The organism is Aequorivita vitellina (assembly GCF_022008365.1).
Lineage (GTDB): Bacteria > Bacteroidota > Bacteroidia > Flavobacteriales > Flavobacteriaceae > Aequorivita > Aequorivita vitellina.
The window spans coordinates 1-22,026 of record NZ_JAIRBA010000013.1; the positions used below are offsets into that span (position 1 = coordinate 1).

Sequence of the window (22,026 nt, forward strand, 5' to 3'; positions counted from 1 at the left end):
AAGTAAGCGCCAAATGTGTCGCGCCAGCTGGAAACTGTACATTTTTCATATCAAAATTGGTAATGTGTAACCTTCGGCTTGTAAAATCAAAATCCTCTGAAGCTGCCAAGGTCTCCATAACATTACAAGAGGGCGTAAATTGAAAATCCTGCAACAACTGTATGCCTCTTGGGGTGTCCAGGCCAGGGCCAACGCTTCTCTTTCCGCGACTGTTTATTCTATCCTGGTCCTTTATTCTGGTAAACAATTGCACCATCCGCCCGTGCAGCTCCCCGTCTTTTCTCACACATAAAAACGGCGCAAGTGCCATTTTAAATGCTTTCTTCGTCTTGCTACACCTTCCAAATTCCGAGGCGTTTTCCATAGTTCGCACCGGCTTTTTCTTCTGGTCTTTACTAAAACCACCTCCCGCTTTCCGCGCTAAGGATCCAGCATTTTTGGTGTTGTAAAAATTTAAATCTCCAATGGTCCCTTTTAACTTAATAATTCCTACCTGCTTTGCCATAATATAAAGTTTAAATAAAGTAAATATAACACATAATCTACTAAAAGTCAAGTTTATAGTAATTATATATTATATATATAGTAATGTTATAGTAACTTTATAGTATGTTTACAGTATGTCTATAGTATATAAAATATATTGAAAATATATCAAATACATTATAATTCTCCTCCACTGACGCGCGATTGCATCGGGCGCCAATCGCCAATCCATGCAGCTAAGGCTAAGAAAAATAATTCGCGGCCCTCTAACCCTAAAAAGGTCATTTTGACACATATATAATTAAAGAAATGGTGTTTTAAGAAGTATTTATCGGAATATGTGCATCATATAGATTAGTAAATATGAAGTATCGATTAAATTTGTTAATTTGCACTTACAATCTTTATACATTATGACAGAACCAAAAAGACTCTTCGACTTTCCATACTACCAACTTGAAAAATACCCTCAAGAAAAAGCCCTTGTAACCAAACACAACGGCAAATGGATACCTACTTCTACCCAAGAATATATAAATAAAGCCAATGCTATAAGTAGGGCGCTAATACAAATGGGCGTGAAACCTAACGATAAAGTGGCGCTTATATCCACCACCAATCGCACCGAATGGAACATCTGCGACATAGGTATAATGCAAACCGGCGCGCAAGATGTGCCCATCTACCCTACTATTTCAGAGTCTGAATACGAATATGTGCTCAACCACAGTGAAGCCATGTATTGCTTTGTTTCAGATCAAGTGGTTTATGACAAAGTAATGTCTATTAAAGCCAATGTACCTTCGTTAAAAGATGTTTTCACTTTCAATGAAATTAAAGGTGCAAAAAACTGGAGCGAGGTTCTGGAAAAAGGAAAGGACGAATCCAATCAAGACGAATTAGATAAAAGAAAAGAAGCCATAAACGAAGACGATGTGGCTACCTTAATTTATACCTCCGGAACAACTGGGAAACCAAAAGGGGTAATGCTTTCGCATAAAAATATTGGTAGCAACGCTAAATTTAGTGCCGAAAGATTACCTATTGAACTCGGAAAATCGTCGGCCTTGAGTTTCTTGCCTGTATGCCACGTGTACGAACGAATGCTGCATTATATGTATCAATATTGTGGTGTGGAACTCTATTTTGCCGAATCGCTTGAAACTATTAGCGATAACCTAAAAGAAGTAAAACCCGAAGTAATGACCGCCGTGCCACGCGTTTTGGAAAAGGTGTACGATAAAATATATGCCAAAGGAGCAGAGCTCACTGGCATTAAAAAGAAACTTTTCTTTTGGGCAATCGATTTAGGTTTAAAATACGAACCTTACGGCGAAAATGGCTGGTGGTACGAAAGCCAACTTAAATTGGCCAACAAACTTATTTTTAGCAAATGGCGCGAGGCTTTGGGCGGCAACCTAAAAGCTATTGCCTCTGGTAGCGCTCCCTTACAACCGCGTTTGGCCCGAGTTTTTAACGCTGCACAAATTCCGGTAATGGAAGGTTATGGCCTTACAGAAACCTCTCCCGTGGTATCGGTAAACGATATGCGTAACAAAGGTTTTAAAATTGGAACCGTAGGCAGACCGTTAAGCCAAACTGAAGTTAAAATTGCCGAAGATGGCGAGATTTTGGTCCAAGGCCCGCAAGTAATGGTTGGCTATTATAAAAATGATGAGGAAACTGAAAAAGTGATGGAAGGTGGCTATTTTCACACCGGTGATATAGGCGAAATTGATAGCGACGGCTTTTTAAAGATCACCGATCGTAAAAAAGAAATGTTCAAAACTAGTGGCGGTAAATACGTTGCGCCACAAGTAATTGAAAACGTGATGAAACAATCGCGTTTCATCGAGCAGATAATGGTTATTGGTGAAGGCGAAAAAATGCCCGCCGCCCTTATCCAACCCGATTTTGAGTTTGTAAAGGAATGGGGGGCACTAAAAAACCACAACCTGCCTACAGACCCAAAGGAATTGGTGAAAAACAAAGAGGTAATTGCCCGCATACAGGAAGAAGTAGATCACTACAACGAAAAGTTCGGCCATTGGGAACGCGTAAAAAAATTCGAGCTAACCCCCGATGTTTGGAGCATTGAAGGCGGACAACTAACCCCAACAATGAAAATGAAACGCAAAATAATTAAAGCAGATTACATAGATTTGTATAATAGGATTTATGATCATACTTCATAAATAGGCTTCTATTGATTTTCACACTGTCATTTGTTGGGTTATATGAAAACTTTAGAAACCATTAAAAAAAAGAACTTGGTAGAAGCAAAGCTGCTTTGGTAAAGAAATATCCCATATATTCTGTAGCTATTTTCGGTGCTGTTTCGCGAAATGAACAAACAAAAGATAACGATCTCGATATTTTGTTAGATTACATTGAAAGCTAGGAATTCGTTTTATTAACCGTTCCAATGAAATTGAAAAACAACTAGGTCTAAATATTGATCTCGTGTCAAGAAATGGCGAAAAAGCCAAGTATTTTAAGTAATTGAAGAAGATTTAATTTATTTCTAAATCTTCTTCCTTTGCTTATAATTCTAGAAATTAATAATTAAATAATGAATTGGATTCTCCTAATAATCGGCGGTCTCTTTGAAGTCGGCTTTGCAGCTTGCTTAGGCAAAGTAAAAGAAACCACGGGCTGGGAATCTAAACTCTGGTTCATTGGCTTTTTAATATGTCTAGCCATAAGTATGGCTTTTCTTATAAAAGCTTCAAAAACGCTTCCCATCGGTACGGCCTATGCCGTTTGGACAGGTATCGGCGCCGTGGGAACGGTCTTAGTCGGAATTTTCTACTTTAACGAACCCGCAACTTTTTGGCGCGTTTTCTTTCTTTCAACCCTTATTTTCTCCATTGTAGGCCTAAAGTTCGTAACCAATTAAAGTTTCGTTAAACCAATTTTAATCCTTCTTCACCCCTTCCCTATTTCTTATATTTAAGGAAAACGTATTGCTCTAAAATGAAGACCATTTGGACCATCGGACATTCAACGCGCACCTTCGACGAATTTTTAAAATTGCTGCAAGCCTTCAATATAAATGCCCTCGTCGATGTACGCCATTATCCCGGGTCGCGAAAATTTCCACACTACAATAAAGACAGTTTAGAAATATCACTTCCCGAAAACAACGTTGAATATACACATCTCGTAGATTTAGGCGGACGCAGAAAACCTGAGCCTAATTCAAAAAACGATGCGTGGCGACTCGACTCTTTTAAAGGGTATGCAGATTATATGCAGACCGAACAGTTTAAGCAAGCATTAAAATCATTAAAGGAAATTGCCGCCGATAAACATACCGCCATCATGTGCGCCGAAGCCGTTTGGTGGAGCTGCCACCGTTCTTTAATCGCAGATATTTTAAAAGTGGATGGCTGGACAGTGCTACATATTATGAGCGAAAATACAGCCACCGAACACCCCTTCACCGCCCCCGCAAAAGTGATAAACGGAAAGCTGGATTATTCAAAGGAAAAGGAAAAAAAGTCGTAACACTCGTGGGCGTCTCAGATTAAGTTCACTTCTTATTTATTTAATAATTAGTCCTACGCCTTAAGTCCTACAGTCTTAAGTCAAATATTTTTCACATATACTATGCGTGCATAATAAATTTTTGTATCTTTGGTTCTCCACTTTTTCAGAAATATTAAATGCAAGAAAAACACAAAGAGAAAACAATAGATTACATACTTCGCTCTACTTGGATGAACGTATCTAAAATGTACAACGAAGAAGCCGGAAAAAAAGGAAGTACAATGGCCACAGGTTTTGCACTTATAAGTATAGACCCCGAATTAGGAACACCTTCAACCGCGCTTGGACCCAAAATGGGTATGGAAGCTACAAGTCTTTCACGTACTTTGAAAGCTATGGAACAAAAAGGATTGATAGAACGTAAACCCAATCCTGAAGACGGTCGCGGGGTGTTAATTCATTTAACAGAATTTGGAAAAGAAATGCGTATCTTTTCAAAGGAAGTAGTACTGGGTTTCGACCAAGCGGTTCAAAAAAATGTTTCCGCCGAAGAACTTGAGACCTTTAAAAAGGTAACGAATACAATTAATGAGTTAATCAATTCAAAAAAAATATACGATTCCGAATAAAAATTCAGAATTCATAACACGCCCCTTAAACGGGCAGAAATAAATTTAAAAAACATGTCAAAAAGAAGAATTAACAAAGTAGCGGTAATCGGTTCCGGAATAATGGGAAGCGGTATAGCCTGCCATTTCGCCAATATAGGCGTTGAAGTGCTCCTGCTAGACATCGTTCCCCGCGAACTTACCGATGCCGAAAAGCAAAAAGGACTTACACTTGAAGATAAAGTGGTGCGAAACAGAATTGTAAATACAGATTTACAAAAAGCCATAAAAAGCAACCCCGCCCCACTCTATCACAAAGATTTTGCAAAGCGAATTACCACCGGAAACCTGGAAGACGATATTGCAAAAGTGAATACAGCCGATTGGATTATTGAAGTTGTAATTGAACGTTTAGACATTAAAAAACAAGTTTTTGAAAATCTAGACAAGCACAGAAAACCGGGCACGCTTATTACTTCAAATACCTCGGGTATTCCTATTAAATTTATGAGCGAAGGACGAAGTGACGATTTCCAAAAACATTTCTGCGGCACCCACTTTTTCAATCCACCGCGTTACTTAAAACTCTTTGAAATTATTCCCGGACCAAAAACTTCACCCGAAGTATTAGATTTCTTAAATGGCTACGGCGAAAAGTTCCTCGGAAAAACCTCCGTAATCGCAAAAGACACGCCTGCATTTATAGGAAACAGAATTGGAATCTTCGGCATTCAAAGCCTTTTTCACCAAGTAAAAGAAATGGGGCTTACGGTTGAAGAAGTAGATAAACTAACTGGTCCCGTGATTGGCCGACCAAAATCTGCTACCTTCCGCACTGTTGATGTTGTTGGCCTAGATACCTTGGTGCACGTTGCCAAAGGCATATACGAAAATGCTCCCGAAGACGAAGAACACAGCATCTTCCAAATTCCGGGTTTCATCGATACAATGATGGAAAAAAAATGGCTGGGAAGCAAAAGCGGACAAGGTTTCTACAAAAAAGTAAAAAATGACGACGGCAGCAGCGAAATCCTAACGCTCGACCTCGATTCTTTAGACTATAGAAAAAGTAAGAAAGCAAATTTCGGCACTTTGGAAAAAACCAAATCGGTTGATAAAGTAACCGACCGTTTCCCAATTCTGGTTGCTGGCGACGATAAAGCAGGCGAATTTTACCGAAAAAACTTCGGCGCCATGTTCGCTTATGTTTCAAAGCGAATTCCTGAAATAACCGACGAGCTTTACAAGATTGACGATGCAATGAAAGCAGGTTTTGGTTGGGATAATGGGCCCTTCGAAATTTGGGATGCCGTTGGCGTTAAAAAAGGAATTGAACTAATTAAAGATTTAGGAAAAGAACCAGCCGCATGGGTAAACGAAATGCTTGAAGCTGGCGTAGATTATTTTTACACTGTAAAAGACGGAAACACCTATTATTACGACATTCCGCAGAAAAAACATCTAAAAGTTCCCGGACAAGATTCATTTATAATCCTCGATAACATTCGTAAAACTTCAGAGGTTTTTAGAAATAACGGAGTTGTAGTTGAAGATCTTGGCGATGGAATTTTAAATGTAGAATTCATCAGTAAAATGAACGCCGTTGGAGGCGATGTTTTAGCCGGAATCAACAAAGCCATCGACTTGGCCGAAAAAGATTACGACGGTTTGGTAATTGCCAACAACGGGAAAAATTTCTCCGTAGGCGCCAACATCGGAATGATATTTATGATGGCGGTGGAGCAGGAATACGACGAGCTGAACGCTGCCGTAAAATACTTCCAAGATACCAGTATGCGTCTTCGCTACTCTTCAATTCCTGTTGTGGTTGCGCCACACGGAATGACTTTGGGCGGGGGTTGCGAATTTACCCTTCACGCAGACAGAGTAGTTGCAGCGGCCGAAAGTTATATTGGTTTGGTAGAATTCGGCGTTGGAGTAATTCCCGGCGGTGGTGGTTCCAAAGAAATGGCAATGCGCGCGAGCGATTTATTCAGAAAAGATGATGTTGAACTCAACACCCTTCAAGAATTTTTCTTAACCATCGCAATGGCAAAAGTATCCACTTCGGCTTATGAAGCTTACGATACCGGCATTCTTCAAAAAGGAAAAGATATTGTAATCGTAAACCAAAATAGGCAGATTGCCGCAGCCAAAGAAGTTGCGCGTTTTATGGCAGATCAAGGTTATACGAAACCAATTCCAAGAACAGATATAAAAGTACTCGGAAAACAAGCGTTGGGAATGTTCCTAGTTGGAACCGATCAAATGCTTGCCGGAAACTATATTAGCGAACACGACAAGAAAATAGCCAACAAACTTGCCTACGTTATGGCAGGTGGCGATTTAAGTGAAGCGAGCTACGTAAGCGAGCAATACTTACTAGATCTTGAAAGAGAAGCTTTCCTAAGTTTAACCGGAGAACGAAAAACCTTAGAAAGATTACAGCATATGATTCAGAAAGGCAAACCGCTTAGAAATTAGATGTGAGATGTGAGATGTGAGATGTGAGATGTGAGAAAAATTGAAATCATTATAATATTGAATTTTAAATCTAAATTATTGTTTTTTATCAAAAAATCTAAAATCTCATGTCTAACTTCTAAGATCTATTATTATGCACAACTTACAAGAATTAAAAATTTGGCAAAAATCGATGGATGTAACCGAACAAACCTATCGACTTTCGGCTGAATTTCCAAAAGAAGAAAAATATGGATTAACTAGCCAAATAAGAAGGAGCGCAGTTTCTATACCATCAAATATTGCTGAGGGTGCGGGAAGAAATACAAATGGAGAATTTAAAAACTTCTTAGGTATTGCAAATGGTTCTTCAAATGAATTGTTTACCCAACTAATTCTTTCCCATAGGCTTGAATTAGTTCCAGAAAACACAGTAAAACCAATTTTAAATGAATTAATTGAGATACAGAAAATGAATTATTCTTTGATACTGAAATTTTCAAAGAAAATTTAAAAAGTCTAAAATCTCAAGTCTAAAATCTAATATCTATTATGAAAACAGCATATATAGTAAAAGCCTACCGAACAGCAGTAGGCAAAGCCCCCAGAGGCGTTTTTCGCTTTAAAAGATCAGATGAGCTTGCAGCGGAAACAATTAAATATATTATGAACGAATTGCCGCAACTCGACAAAAAACGAATTGACGATGTTATCGTAGGTAACGCAATGCCCGAGGCGGAACAAGGCCTAAATATGGGTCGATTAATTTCGTTGATGGGCCTAGATATTGTTGAAATTCCAGGGATGACCGTTAACCGCTATTGTGCTTCTGGCTTGGAGACTATTTCCATCGCCGCTGCAAAAATCCAAAACGGAATGGCAGATTGCATTATTGCCGGTGGTGCCGAAAGTATGAGCTATATCCCAATGGGAGGTTATAAGCCAGTTCCAGATTATAACTTGGCGAAAGAAGGTCACGAAGATTATTATTGGAACATGGGCCTAACCGCCGAAGCCGTTGCCAAAAAGTACAACGTTTCGCGCGAAGACCAAGATGAATTCGCTTATACAAGTCAGATGCGTGCGTTGAAAGCTCAAGACGAAAATCGTTTTCAGGATCAAATTGTACCTATTGATGTGGAACGAACTTATGTAAACGATGCAGGAAAAAAGGTAACCGAAAAATATACAGTAACCAAAGACGAAGGCCCAAGAAAGGGAACCAATATTGAAGCACTTTCAAAACTTCGCCCTGTTTTCGCCGCTGGTGGAAGTGTTACCGCCGGAAACTCTTCACAAATGAGTGATGGCGCCGCTTTCGCAGTAATTATGAGCGAAGAAATGGTAAAGGAATTAAACCTAGAGCCAATTGCAAGAATGGTGAGTTATTCCGCCGTTGGTGTTGAACCAAGCATAATGGGGATAGGCCCACTTTATGCAATTCCAAAAGCATTAAAACAAGCCGGTTTAAAACAAGACCAAATGGAACTTATTGAATTAAATGAGGCTTTTGCTTCACAATCATTAGCTGTAATTCGCGGTTTAGGATTAGACAAAGAAAAAGTAAACGTAAATGGAGGCGCAATCGCAATGGGTCACCCGCTAGGTTGTACTGGCACCAAGCTTTCGGTGCAACTATTTGACGAAATGCGCAAACGCAACCTACAAGGAAAATACGGAATGGTAACCATGTGCGTTGGAACCGGACAAGGAGCTGCTGGGGTTTATGAATTTCTTAAATAGATTTGAGACGAGAGATTTGAGACATTAGACAAATAATTAAATAAATATTAAAAGATGGTTGAGATATCTCATGTCTCACATCTACAATCTAACATCTATATTTAAATGGAAACCAAAAATAACGAACTACTACGCGGAGGACAATTCCTCGTAAAAGAAACAAAAGCCGAAGACGTTTTCACACCTGAAGACTTTACGGAAGAACAAAAAATGATGCGCGATTCTGTAAAGGAATTTGTAGATCGCGAAATCTGGCCTTTAAAGCCACGTTTTGAGCAACACGATTATGCGCTTACAAAAGAAATAATGCAAAAAGCTGGTGAAATGGGCCTTCTCGGAGTCTCCGTTCCTGAAGCATACGGCGGACTTGGAATGAGCTTTGTAACCACTATGTTGGTTTGCGATTACATTTCAGGCGCCAGTGGCTCTGTTGCTACCGCATTTGGTGCACATACCGGAATTGGAACTTTACCAATTACCCTATACGGCACCGAAGAACAAAAGAAAAAGTATGTCCCAAAACTAGCAACTGGCGAATGGTTTGGAGCCTATGCCTTAACTGAGCCGGGAGCAGGTAGTGATGCCAACAGCGGAAAAACAAAAGCAGTACTTTCAGACGATGGAAAATCCTACGCAATCAGCGGACAAAAAATGTGGATTTCCAATGCAGGTTTCTGTAATACTTTTATCGTTTTTGCGCGTATTGAAGACGACAAAAATATTACCGGTTTTATCGTAGAAAACGATTCTTCAAACGGAATTACTTTTGGCGAGGAAGAAAAGAAATTAGGTATTCACTCCTCCTCTACCCGTCAGGTTTTCTTTAGCGAAACAAAAGTTCCTGTAGAAAATATGTTGGGCGAAAGAGGCGAAGGTTTTAAAATAGCGATGAATGCCCTAAATGTAGGTCGAATTAAGCTTGCAGCTGCGGGGCTTGACGGCCAACGTCGAACTATTTCAAAAGCTGTAGAATACGCTAATGAACGCATTCAATTTGACGTGCCAATCGCTTCTTTTGGAGCCATAAAGCTTAAATTGGCCGAAATGGCAACCAATGCATATGTAGACGAAAGTGCTTCATATAGAGCCGCTAAAAATGTTGAAGATAGAATTGCACTTCGTATTAAAGCCGGAAATAGCCATCAAGAAGCAGAGCTAAAAGGTGTTGAAGAATACGCCATTGAATGTTCTATTTTAAAAGTAGCGGTTTCCGAAGATATCCAACATTGTACAGATGAAGGTATCCAAATTTACGGTGGAATGGGTTACAGTGCAGATGCGCCGATGGAGTCTGCTTGGCGAGATGCCCGAATTACCCGTATTTATGAGGGAACCAACGAGATAAATAGAATGCTTTCGGTAGGAATGCTAGTAAAAAAAGCAATGAAAGGTCACGTAGATCTTTTAAATCCTGCACAGGAAGTAGCTTCAGAATTGATGGGCATTCCTTCTTTCGACACCCCAGATTTCTCCGAATTACTTTCAGAAGAAAAAGCGATGATCGCCAAATTGAAAAAAGTATTTTTAATGGTTGCTGGTAGCGCCGTGCAAAAATACGGTACCGAGCTGGAAGAACATCAGCAAACCCTACTTGCCGCTGCAGATATTTTAATTGAAATCTATATGGCGGAAAGTGCAATTTTACGTACCGAAAAGAATGCAAAACGCTTTGGCGAAGACACGCAAAAAGAACAAATTGCAATGTCTAAACTATACCTATATCACGCGGTAGATATTATTACTGTTAAGGCAAAAGAAGCAATTCTTTCATTTGCAGAAGGCGATGAGCAGCGCGCCATGTTGATGGGCCTTAAACGTTTCACCAAATATCAAAATATGCCGAATATTGCCGAGTTGCGTAAAACAATTGCAACCAAAGTAATTGCTGAAAACAAGTATCCGTTTTAATATTCTGCAAGTTTTTTAACAGAATCTATAATTACCAGGCCTAACAGGTTTCCACTTGTCCGCCGAAGCTATTTCAGCGTAGAAGGAAAATCCGTTAGGTCTTTTTTTATAGAATAATTCTTACCTTTAATGTCATTTACTCCTCGAAGACATGAAGAAAATTTTAGCGATAGCAACAATTGCCTTTATGTGTCTTGCATTTTCGTTCGGTAACGTCTCTGGCTTGAAATTGTTAATTCTCAACAGACTTAAAGATTACACCACCAAAAACTATCCCGAAAAAATATATATTCAAACAGACCGGCCTTATTACACTGCTGGCGAAAGTATTTGGTTTAATGCCTATCTCGTTAATGGCGTAACGCATAAAAAGAGCACAAAAAGTAAAGTGATTTATGTGGAGCTCATTAATGAACAAAATGAAGTAATCAGCGACCGAAAAATATTTGCAGAATCCCTAAGCGTCGATGGTGATTTTAAATTACCTGTCAATTTGCCCGAAGGTGTCTATCTTTTGCGGGCTTTTACCAATTATATGCGCAACCAATCACGAGAGTATTTCTTTAAGAAAGAGATTCCCGTTTTTGCACTTAATTCAGATTCGTTAAAAAAAGAAGACGATGAAGCTTCCAAATTAGCAAAAAACACTGAATTGCCAGACATCGGTTTTTATCCCGAAGGTGGTTATTTAGTAAATGGAATCAATAGTAGAGTAGCCGTAAAAATCAAAGATGCCGAATTAACTGCCAGCCCCGTTGCAGGAATTATTGAAGATACTGACGGCAATAAAATAACAGACTTTAAAACCCACGAATTTGGCTTGGGATCTTTCTTTTTAAAGCCTGAGCCCGGCAAAGAATACCGCGCCGTAATCAGCAATGGCGATGAAAATATTTTATACCCCCTCCCTATCCCACTTTCCGAAGGTTATGTAATGAACACTTCAATTACCGATGACGAAGTAATAATAAACGTTGCCACAAACAAAAAAGAAGGATTAAAAAACACCCTAATAATAGGCCAACAAAGAGGCTTGGCCGCTTTTGATTACACGCAGTATAATGATACAAGCACCCTACTCGTAAAAATACCAACTGCAGATTTGGTTGAAGGTGTTTTAGATATTGTACTTTTCAACAATTCTGAAAAACCCGTAGCAGAACGATTGGTGTTTATTAAGAAAGAAGAAAAACTTTCGCTTTCCGTTAAAAAGACAAATGGCTTAACCACTGGCCTTCGCGATCGCGTAAATTTGGAAATCGCAGTTAGGGATAAAATGGGAAGATTGGTTCCCAACACGCTTTCTATTTCGGTTACAGATGCTGTATTGATAAAACCCGATGACAATGCCGAAAACATTAAAACCTATTTATTGCTGAATTCAGATCTTAGAGGTAAAATTAAATCTCCAAACTACTTTTTCACACCTGGCGATACTATTAAAAAAAATCACCAATTAGATTTAATAATGCTCACCCACGGTTGGCGGCGGTTTACTTGGCAAGAATTATTGGAGAATAGTTCGCCCCAAAAATTTCAACCCGAAGACGGAATTTATATAAGCGGCTACACGTTAAACGCGAAATCTCCCTTTCAAAATAAAGTTAGCGAAACAAAACTCACTTTTAGAAAAAATGGATTTTATCAAGAAGCCGAAAGTACCGATAACAACGGGCGCTTTTCCTACGGCCCCTTTGTGTACACTGACACCATTGATGTATTTTTTCAAGCTGGAGAAAACCTTTCTACCGAAAAACCAAACTACAAAGACACTAATATAAAGCTAGATCCGCCAGCCCAGCGACCCACTGTAATTCCGGATAGAATTTTTAACCCATTCAATCAAAAACTGGAAATTGCCAACCTAGAAACCTATCGCAAAAAAACCAGGAGTAATGTATTTCGCGATTTTCAATTTGATCAAGAACGCGAATTATTAGATGAAGTAGTAGTAGCCGGAAAAGGCAAAAAGACAGAGGAAGAAATCAAAGAAATTAAACGCGAAAAAAGAACTCGTCCATTTTCACCTTCGCATCGCATAGTAGTAGATGAACTGGGAGCGCACGGCAGTGGCGATTTTATGGAACTTATAGCTAATGTACCAGGCGTACGCATCGGTCGAAAGCAAGGAAAAGGTAATGAAACTTCGCAAGATTTTGAAGTGAATCTCAGAGGTATGAAACCTGCTTTTTATTTAGATAATGTTGAAGTAGATTTAGTTACCGCTAGAACAGTCCACCAAGCAGAAATAGATTTTATCGACATTATGAATACCGGCCACGCATCCGCAGCTTATGGGCTAAAAGCACAAGGCGTTATTGCTATTTATACCAAACAAGGTTCAGACAGTAAGCTAAGATCCATCGAGAAAAAGCCAGGTTCAATCAACTTTAAGTTGGAAGGGTTTTATGCCGCTCGCGAGTTTTACGCCCCCGATTATTCCTTGGTAGATAGAAACAATCCCCGCCCAGACAGACGTACTACGCTTTATTGGAAACCGAGTATAGTTAGTAATGGTTATAAAAAAACCGAGCTTGTTTTTTATTCAGGCGATGTACAAGGCAAATTTCAAATAAAAATTGAAGGAATTACCGAAGCCGGAATTCCATTTTATACTACTTCTTTTCTCGATGTTCAGTGATATGAAATCAAGTATTGCTTCAAACGCAATCTGACCTTTTTGCTGAAAATCATAATAAAACCAATAGCTACCAAGTAAAAACACGACTTTTTTGCATATATATTCGCGTATTCCAGTTTTATTATTTTATGGCGCAGAGTTTGCTATTTTTAAAGAAAACCTGAATTATAATGAAAAAGCTCCTTTTATTACTTTTTACCTTCGCAACCCAATTCGCTTTCACACAAACCAACACCGAAGTTTATGTTTTTGACATTGCTCCTGCTTACGAAGGTCTAGAATTACGCCATGCGCGAAACATTTCAAACAACGAAGGTTACGACAATCAACCGTCGTTTATTACAAATGAAACCCTTGTTTTTGCCGGCAATAATAATGGGCAGACAGATATTTCAGAATACAACTTAACCTCAAAACTTCAAAAATGGGTCAATAATAAAACCGAAGGTGGCGAATATTCTCCACAAAAATTTCCAACGAATGACGATTTTGCAGCCGTTAGACTCGACACAGATGGCCTGCAACGTTTATACCGTTATAACGCCAAAACAGGCACTTCTTCCGAAATAATTGAAGATTTACAAGTTGCATATTTCGCTTTTTATAACGATCAAAAAATACTCGCCACAGTTTTAAACGGCGATGAATTAGATTTGGTTTTAATCAATCTGCAAACAAAAACCGCCGACACCTTATTCCAAAATGCGGGAAGATCGCTGCAAAAAGTTCCGAAAACAAATTTAATGAGCTATTCGCTGGTGAATGAACAGGACAACCTCGATTTGTATTTGATGGATATGAATAATTCAGAAAACTATTTTGTAACCCAATTACCTATCGGAATTCAGGATTATGTTTGGCTGAACGACACACAAATCCTAATCGGTAGTGGCAATAAACTTTATATGTACGATACTTTGGGCGATTCTCAATGGAACCAAGTAGCTTCCGTGGAAGAATATGGTATTAAAAATATAACAAGGCTCGCCATAAGCCCCAACGGAAAAAGACTTGCCGTTGTGGGAGAAGAGTAGTCGATAGTTTAGCAATTTTTAAAAAAACGAGCTGTCTAAAAGTAGTTTTGGATGTTAAGGCGAGCGCAGGCGAGACCTCATAATAAGTTTGAAACTTTGTGTTCGCACCTGCACTCAAATTAACAAACCGATTGATTTTCACTTTTTAGTCAGCCTCTTTTATAATTCATACGGTTCATTGCCGATCTTTTTGCTATTTTTAGCCAAAATTTCTTCCCTATGAAAATTTACGTTTCCCTCTTTTTTATATCGCTCTCTTTAACCACATTTTCCCAAACCAATCAAAAAATCTATGATATCATTAATTCGGTTTCTTCAGAAAGGATAAAAGCAGACATAACTACTTTAGCCAACTTCGGAACAAGAAATACATTTAGCGATACGGTTAGTAATACCAGAGGAATCGGCGCTGCCCGCAGATGGATTAAAAGTGAATTTGAAACCATTTCCAAAGATTGCAATAACTGTTTAAATGTATTTTATCAAAAAGACTTGGTGAAAGCCGAAGGCAACGACCGCATTCCGACCGATACGTGGATTGTAAACGTTGCAGCAATTCAAAAAGGAACAAAATATCCCAACCGCTACATAATTATGAGCGGCGATATAGATTCGCGAAACAGCGATGGCAGCGATTTTACGAAAGACGCTCCCGGCGCTAACGACAATGCCAGCGGCATGGCAGGCGCAATTGAAGCGGCGCGCGTACTTTCAAAATATAATTTCGAAAGTAGCATTATTTATCTCGGTTTAAGTGGCGAAGAACAAGGATTATTTGGTGGAAAAGGCTTTGCCGAATACGCAAAAAACAAAGGCTGGGAAATAATTGGCGTTTTTAATAACGATATGATTGGGAACATTAAAGGCGTGAACGGTGTAATTAGCAATCGCGATTTCAGAATTTTTAGCGAGCCCGTTCCTCCAACCGAAACGGAGCGCGAACGCCAAATGCGACGCTTTTACGGCGGCGAAGTAGATGGTATTTCACGCCAACTTGCGCGTTATGTTTATAAAACCACCAAAACATATATGCCAGAAATGAACCCGATGCTAATTTATCGTTTAGACCGTTTTGGCCGGGGTGGGCACCACCGTCCGTTTAACGATTTGGGCTGGGCAGGAATCCGAATTATGGAGGCGCACGAAAATTACAATCAGCAGCACCAAGATATTCGCACCGAAAACGGAATTGAATACGGCGATAAACTTAAATTTGTAAACTTTGATTACGCCGCCAAACTTACCGCCGTAAACGCAATTAACTTGGCGAGCCTTGCTTGGGCGCCATCCGCTCCAAAAAATCTAGCTATTGGCGGAGTTGTGGAACCTTCAGCAAAATTGAAATGGGACAAGGTAGATGGCGCAATCGGTTATAAAATCTATTGGCGCGACACCACCAGCCCAACTTGGGATAATAGCCGATATGTAGGCGATGTTTCAGAATTCACCTTAGAAGGAATTGTAATTGACAATTATTTTTTCGGACTTGCAGCCGTGGGAAAAGATGGTTTTGAAAGCGTTGTTGATTTCCCGAATTCGGTGTTCAAGTAAAATTTCAAAAAAATAAATCTCAAATCACAAGCCTACAAGGAGGGATTGAAAAAATTTCAATTATGGAAAAACCTTATGATTTGGAAAGTAGAACCTATTTGTTTGCAAAATCAGTTCGAAATTTAGTTTATGCGTTTATAAAAAGTATTGTAAACATTGAAGATGGAAAACAATTAGTTACATCTTCAGGGTCAGTTGCGGCTAATTACATTGAGTCCAATGAACATATAAGTGATAAAGACTTTGATTTCAGAATAAAAATATGCCGAAAGGAAGCAAAAGAATCGCTTCTTTGGTTAAAATTGTTGAAAAATGATTTCAATATCGAGCATACTTCTAAGTTGGTTGAATTAATAAATGAAGCGGATGAACTAAAAAAGATTTTTTCCGCAATTGTAGAAAAAAGAAAATCGAGATAAAGAAATATCGAATTTGTGATTTGTGATTTGTGATTTGTGATTTGTGATTTGTGATTTGCGATTTGTGATTTAATAAAATTATTATGTTGAAAAAATTATTATTTATTTCATGGTTTATTCTAACCATAAATTCAGTTTATTCCCAACAGGAATTAACCCGCGCCGATACCCTTCGCGGCAGCATAACCCCCGAGCGTGCTTGGTGGGATGTTTTGCACTACAATTTAAACGTAACGGTGAATCCTTCCGCAAAAACCATTTCGGGCAGCAATACTATTTTATATAAGGTTTTAGAGGTGAATAATATTATGCAAATAGACCTTCAAAGTCCGATGCAGATTGACAAAATTCTTCAGAATAACGAAGAAATTTTATTTACTTCAGAAGGAAATGCGCACTTCTTAAAATTGCAGCAAAAACAAGAACCGGGAGCGGAAAACGAAATTACAATCTATTTTTCCGGGAAGCCGAGAGAAGCCGTGCGCCCACCGTGGGATGGCGGTTTCACTTGGAGCAAAGACAGCAACGGCAAACATTTTATTGCCACCTCCAATCAAGGAATAGGCGCCAGCGTTTGGTGGCCATTAAAAGATCACCCTTCCGAAGAAGCCGATAACGGAGTTACAATCGCGGTTACAACGCCAAAAAATTTAATGGATGTAAGCAACGGAAGGTTAAAGGAAACGATAGAAAATAAAGATTCAACAACTTGGATTTGGGAAGTTGTTAACCCCATAAATAGCTATGGCGTAAACATCAATATTGGCGATTATATACACTTTGGCGAAAAGTACAAAGGTGAAAAAGGATTGCTAGATATGGATTATTACGTGCTTCGCGAAAATGAAACCAAAGCCAAAAAACAATTTAAACAAGCCCCAATGATGATGGAAGCTTTTGAACATTGGTTTGGCCCCTACCCTTTTTACGAAGACGGTTACAAACTAGTGGAAACACCTTACTTGGGAATGGAACACCAAAGCAGCGTAACGTATGGAAACAATTTTGAAAACGGTTATTTGGGCAGCGATGTATCAGGTTCTGGTTGGGGAATGAAATTCGATTTTATAATTATTCACGAAAGCGGTCACGAGTGGTTTGCGAATAACATCACCAATAAAGACGTGGCCGATATGTGGATTCACGAAGGTTTCACCAGCTATTCAGAAAATATTTACCTCGATTATCACTTCGGAAAAAAGGCTTCTTCAGAATATGTAATTGGGGTTCGCAATAATGTGGTTAACGACACCCCAATCCTTGGTCGCAATTACAATGTAAACAAAACCGGCAGTAGCGATATGTATTACAAAGGCGCAAATATACTGCACACCGTAAGACAATTGATTGCAGATGATGAAAAATGGCGCCAGATTTTAAGAGGTTTAAACAAAGAATTCTACCATCAAAACGTTACTACCAAACAGATTGAAAATTATATCAGTGAAAAAAGTGGAATTGATCTTTCGGTCTTTTGGAATCAATATTTAAGAACCATAATGATTCCAAAGGTTGCGTATTCATTTGAGGGCAATAAACTGCGATTTCGATATGTTGATATTGTAGAAAACTTCGCAATGCCTATAATTGCTGTAGTTAATGGCGAAGAAGTCTGGATTACCCCAACATCAGAATGGAAAATAAAGCTATTTCCCGAAACCATTCATTCAATGAAAATAAAAAAGGATTTTTATGTAAATTCTGAAAAGTTAAAGTAATGCCCGAAAAACCTGTCCTTTATTTTGAAGAAGATTCACTGTGGCGCCAGTGGCTGCATGAAAACCATGAGGATTTTCCACAGGGGGTCTATTTAATTTTTTATAAACTGGAAACAAATATTCCCACTATGCGTTGGGAAGAAGCTGTAAGAGTTGCCCTGTGCTATGGCTGGATAGACAGCACCTCCAAAAGCCTCGGAAACGGAAAGCGACAACAGTATTTTTGCCCAAGAAACGCAAAAAGTGTTTGGAGTGCAGTCAACAAATCGCATTTAAAAGAACTTGAAAAAGAAGGCTTACTTCATAAAAACGGAAAAAAAGTAATTGCCGAAGCTAAGAAAAATGGTAGTTGGACGGCCTTAGACGACGTGGAAAATTTAATTATTCCAGCAGATCTTCAGAAGGAATTCAACAAGAATAAATTAGCCTTTGTGAACTTTGAAAATTTCAGTAAAAGCTATAAAAAAAGCTATCTTTATTGGCTAAATCAAGCCAAACGAGAAGTAACTCGCAACAAAAGAATTTCAGAAATTATTAATCTCTGTGCAAAAAATATAAAATCAAGAAATTAACCGTCAAATAAATTTAAACATGAAAATTTTTTCACTTTTAGTCTGTATTATTTTTTCAACAGCATTTTATGCACAAAAAAAAGCAGACAAAACGAAAGAAGAATTGAAATGGGACGTTGCAAATCCCGGAAAAGACTTTAACTATAAAACCCACACCTTCACTACAAACGAAGGCACATGGATGAATCTGGATATTAGCCCCGATGGGCAAACCATTGTTTTTGATATGGTGGGCGATATTTATACGATGCCAATTACTGGCGGAAAAGCCAAACCAATTAGAACGGGAATTCCTTTTGAAATACAACCCCGGTTTAGCCCCGATGGCACCAAAATTTCCTTTACTAGCGATGCCGGTGGCGGTGACAATATTTGGGTGATGAATGCCGATGGCAGCAATGCAAAGCAAGTTACAAAAGAAGATTTTAGACTTTTAAACAATGCCGTTTGGAGTGCCGATGGCAATTATTTAATCGCCCGAAAGCATTTTTCTTCAAGTAGAAGTTTAGGTGCTGGCGAAATGTGGCAATACCACAAAACTGGTGGTTCTGGCTTACAACTCACAAAACGCAAAAACGATCAGCAGGATGTAAATGAACCTTTTGTTTCCCCCGACGGCAAATATCTTTACTACAGTGAAGATATGTATCCGGGCGGATATTTTAAATACAACAAAGACCCCAACAGCCAGATTTATGTAATAAAAAGATACGAGTTTGAAACTGGAGAAACCGAAACAATAACCGGCGGTCCCGGTGGTGCTGCACGACCAACAATTTCGCGCGACGGTAAAAAACTAGCCTTTGTAAAAAGAGTGCGCACTAAAAGTGTTCTTTTTATTCACGACCTAGAAACTGGCGAAGAATACCCAATCTATGATAAATTGAATAAAGACCAACAGGAAGCTTGGGCGCTTTTTGGCGTGTATCCCAACTTTAATTGGATGCCAAATAATAAGGAAATCATCTTTTGGAGCGGCGGAAAAATCAATAAAATTGATGTAAATACATTAACTGTTACTGACATTCCCTTCACAGCAGACGTGAAAATTGATTTGGCAGAAACGGTTCATTTCAACAATAAAATTGAAACCGAAACTTTCACACCAAAAATGATTCGTCACACAATTACTTCGCCAGATGGCAAGTTTATTGTTTTTAGCGCTTTGGGGCATTTGTATAAAAAAACACTGCCCAACGGCGAACCGCAACGACTTACAAACAGCATAGATTTTGAATTCGAACCAGCTTTTTCGCCCAATGGTTCCGAAATAATTTACGTTACTTGGAACGATTCGGAAAAAGGCGCAATCAATAAAATTTCGGCAAATGGCGGAACTCCTGTTAAATTAACTTCAGAAAAAGGAATTTACCGAACGCCCTCCTATTCGCAAAACGGAACGCAAATAGTTTTTAGAAAAGAAAAAGGCAACACCGACCAAGGTTTTACGTACACCAAAAACCCGGGGATTTACACCATGAATGCCAACGGAGCAAATGTCAATTTCGTTGTTGATAAAGGCGAATACCCAACATTCAGCAAAGATGGAGAACGAATTTTTCTACAAACTGGCGGCACCTATTTTGGTGAAATTGAAAAGAAACTTATCAGCGTTAACTTAAATGGAAAGGACGAAAAAACACACCTTACTTCAAAATATGCCAACAGATTAATTCCGAGTCCAAACAACGAATGGATCGCTTTTACAAACCTTCATAAATTGTTTGTAGCGCCTTTGGTATTAAACGGACACACCATAGATTTAGACGATAAAACCAAAGCGGTTCCAGTTTCACAACTTGCAAAAGACGCTGGTATAAATATTCACTGGTCGCCCAAAAGCGATAAAATAATGTGGACTTTAGGCGATGAATATTTCAGCAATGAATTGAAAAACAGGTTCACTTTCTTAACTGGTTCCCCCGAAAAAGTACCTGAAATTACTTTGGAAGGAACTAAAATTGGCCTGCAAACCAAGGTTGATAAACCCAGCGGAAGAATTGCCTTCACCAATGCCCGAATAATTACAATGGAAGGCGATAAAGTAATTGAAAACGGAACTATTGTAATTAACGGTAACATAATTGAAGCCATTGGCAATGCTGCTGAAGTTTCTGTTCCGTCAGGTACTAAAATTTATTCAGCACAAGGCAAAACAATTATGCCCGGAATGGTTGATGCGCACGCCCACGTTGGCGCCTTTAGATATGGTTTGCCATCACAACAATACTGGCCGTTTATGGCTAATTTGGCCTTCGGTGTAACTACATCGCACGATCCTTCGGCAAATACCGAAACAGTGTTCACACTTTCCGAACTTCAAAAAAGCGGACAATTGGTTGGCCCGCGATTGTTTTCAACAGGTTTTATTCTCTACGGTGCCGATGGCGATTTTAAAGCTGTAATCAATAACTTGGAAGACGCTAGAAGCAGTATTCGCCGTACAAAAGCCTTTGGTGCCAAAAGTGTAAAAAGCTACAACCAACCGCGTCGCGATCAGCGTCAGCAAGTATTGCAGGCCGCTCGCGAGTTGGGAATTAACGTAGTACCCGAAGGCGGCTCTACTTTTTACCATAACATAACACAGGTTATCGACGGCCATACGGGCATTGAACACAACATACCCGTTGCGCCAGTTTACAAAGATATTTTAGAAATTTGGAGTAAAAGTGGCACGGGTTACACCCCTACGCTAATTGTAAATTACGGCGGAATGAACGGCGAGTTCTACTATTACGAACGCGACAATGTTTGGGAAAATAAAAAACTACTAACTTTTAGTCCGCGTAGTATTATTGACAGCCGCTCGCGCCACAGAATGAAAACACCCCAGGAAGAATACAAAAACGGTCATATTTTAGTTTCAGAAACCGTGAAAAGTTTGAGCGATGCCGGCGTAAAAGTGAATATGGGCGCACACGGACAATTACAAGGTTTGGGCGCACATTGGGAAACTTGGATGATACAACAAGGCGGCATGAGCAATCTTGAAGCCTTGAAGGCAGCCACTATCAATTCGGCTAAATATATCGGCGCTGGCGAAAGTATTGGTTCTTTAAAAACAGGAAAACTAGCCGATTTAATTGTGATGGACAAAAACCCATTGGAAAACATTGAAAACACCGAATCCATAAATATGGTAATGATTAACGGCAGATTATACGATGCTGAAACAATGAATGAAATAGGCAATCACCCAAAGGAGCGTTTGCCATTTTTCTGGGAAATGGACAATTACAACCAAGCCTTCCCTTGGCATCAAGAGACTCACGGATTTATGGATGGTGGCTGTAGCTGTCATTAATTTAAAATATATTAATAATAATGTGTATTTTAAATCTTGCGCATAAAAAAAGCTCCAGAAATGGAGCTTTTTAATTCTTCAAATTTT

At 39.1% G+C, this 22,026-nt stretch carries 17 protein-coding genes; 16 read left to right on the forward strand and 1 reads right to left on the reverse strand.

Annotation, left to right across the window (positions count from 1 at the left end; genetic code table 11):
- The coding region (locus tag K8089_RS08100) for a hypothetical protein (RefSeq protein WP_237602773.1) at window positions 1-505 on the reverse strand (505 nt) is incomplete at its 3' end.
- A 394-nt stretch (window positions 506-899) separates the two neighbouring features.
- On the opposite strand from K8089_RS08100, the gene K8089_RS08105 reads away from it, so the two are divergent.
- From K8089_RS08105 to K8089_RS08180, 16 genes are all read left to right on the forward strand, one after another.
- A complete protein-coding gene (locus tag K8089_RS08105) occupies window positions 900-2,681 on the forward strand; it encodes an AMP-dependent synthetase/ligase (RefSeq protein ID WP_237602774.1) in 1,782 nt (593 codons plus the stop codon).
- A gap of 95 nt (window positions 2,682-2,776) precedes the next feature.
- A complete protein-coding gene (locus K8089_RS08110; protein ID WP_237602775.1) occupies window positions 2,777-2,887 on the forward strand; it encodes a nucleotidyltransferase domain-containing protein in 111 nt (36 codons plus the stop codon).
- Window positions 2,888-3,058: 171 nt separating this feature from the next.
- Window positions 3,059-3,385 (forward strand): DMT family transporter, encoded by a 327-nt coding sequence (locus K8089_RS08115; protein WP_237602776.1) that lies wholly within the window; start codon window positions 3,059-3,061, stop codon window positions 3,383-3,385.
- 77 nt (window positions 3,386-3,462) lie between these two features.
- Complete coding sequence (locus tag K8089_RS08120) at window positions 3,463-3,996, forward strand: DUF488 domain-containing protein (RefSeq protein WP_237602777.1); 534 nt, start codon at window positions 3,463-3,465, stop codon at window positions 3,994-3,996.
- A 158-nt stretch (window positions 3,997-4,154) separates the two neighbouring features.
- Complete coding sequence (locus K8089_RS08125; RefSeq protein WP_237602778.1) at window positions 4,155-4,607, forward strand: MarR family winged helix-turn-helix transcriptional regulator; 453 nt, start codon at window positions 4,155-4,157, stop codon at window positions 4,605-4,607.
- Between the two features lie 54 nt (window positions 4,608-4,661).
- Window positions 4,662-7,070, forward strand: coding sequence for a 3-hydroxyacyl-CoA dehydrogenase/enoyl-CoA hydratase family protein (locus tag K8089_RS08130; protein ID WP_237602779.1), 2,409 nt, complete (start codon window positions 4,662-4,664; stop codon window positions 7,068-7,070).
- 133 nt (window positions 7,071-7,203) lie between these two features.
- On the forward strand, window positions 7,204-7,563 hold the full coding sequence (locus tag K8089_RS08135) for a four helix bundle protein (protein WP_237602780.1): 360 nt from the start codon (window positions 7,204-7,206) through the stop codon (window positions 7,561-7,563).
- 38 nt (window positions 7,564-7,601) lie between these two features.
- Window positions 7,602-8,792 (forward strand): acetyl-CoA C-acyltransferase, encoded by a 1,191-nt coding sequence (locus K8089_RS08140; protein ID WP_237602781.1) that lies wholly within the window; start codon window positions 7,602-7,604, stop codon window positions 8,790-8,792.
- 105 nt (window positions 8,793-8,897) lie between these two features.
- Window positions 8,898-10,700 (forward strand): acyl-CoA dehydrogenase family protein, encoded by a 1,803-nt coding sequence (locus tag K8089_RS08145; protein ID WP_237602782.1) that lies wholly within the window; start codon window positions 8,898-8,900, stop codon window positions 10,698-10,700.
- 151 nt (window positions 10,701-10,851) lie between these two features.
- Window positions 10,852-13,341, forward strand: a complete 2,490-nt coding sequence (locus K8089_RS08150; RefSeq protein ID WP_237602783.1) for a TonB-dependent receptor plug domain-containing protein — start codon at window positions 10,852-10,854, stop codon at window positions 13,339-13,341.
- A 170-nt stretch (window positions 13,342-13,511) separates the two neighbouring features.
- The gene (locus K8089_RS08155) at window positions 13,512-14,375 is read left to right on the forward strand and encodes a TolB-like translocation protein (RefSeq protein ID WP_237602784.1); all 864 of its coding nucleotides are present in this window, start codon (window positions 13,512-13,514) and stop codon (window positions 14,373-14,375) included.
- Between the two features lie 219 nt (window positions 14,376-14,594).
- Entirely contained in the window at window positions 14,595-15,926 is a 1,332-nt protein-coding gene (locus K8089_RS08160) for a M28 family metallopeptidase (RefSeq protein WP_237602785.1), read from the forward strand.
- Between the two features lie 62 nt (window positions 15,927-15,988).
- A complete protein-coding gene (locus K8089_RS08165) occupies window positions 15,989-16,345 on the forward strand; it encodes a four helix bundle protein (protein WP_237602786.1) in 357 nt (118 codons plus the stop codon).
- 83 nt (window positions 16,346-16,428) lie between these two features.
- Complete coding sequence (locus K8089_RS08170; RefSeq protein WP_237602787.1) at window positions 16,429-18,063, forward strand: M1 family metallopeptidase; 1,635 nt, start codon at window positions 16,429-16,431, stop codon at window positions 18,061-18,063.
- Window positions 18,063-18,635: a YdeI/OmpD-associated family protein gene (locus tag K8089_RS08175; protein WP_237602788.1), complete on the forward strand. Its 573-nt coding sequence runs from the start codon at window positions 18,063-18,065 to the stop codon at window positions 18,633-18,635. Before K8089_RS08170 ends, K8089_RS08175 begins: the two co-directional genes overlap by 1 nt.
- 19 nt (window positions 18,636-18,654) lie before the next feature.
- Complete coding sequence (locus K8089_RS08180) at window positions 18,655-21,939, forward strand: amidohydrolase family protein (RefSeq protein ID WP_237602789.1); 3,285 nt, start codon at window positions 18,655-18,657, stop codon at window positions 21,937-21,939.
- The last annotated feature ends 87 nt before the right edge of the window (window positions 21,940-22,026 follow it).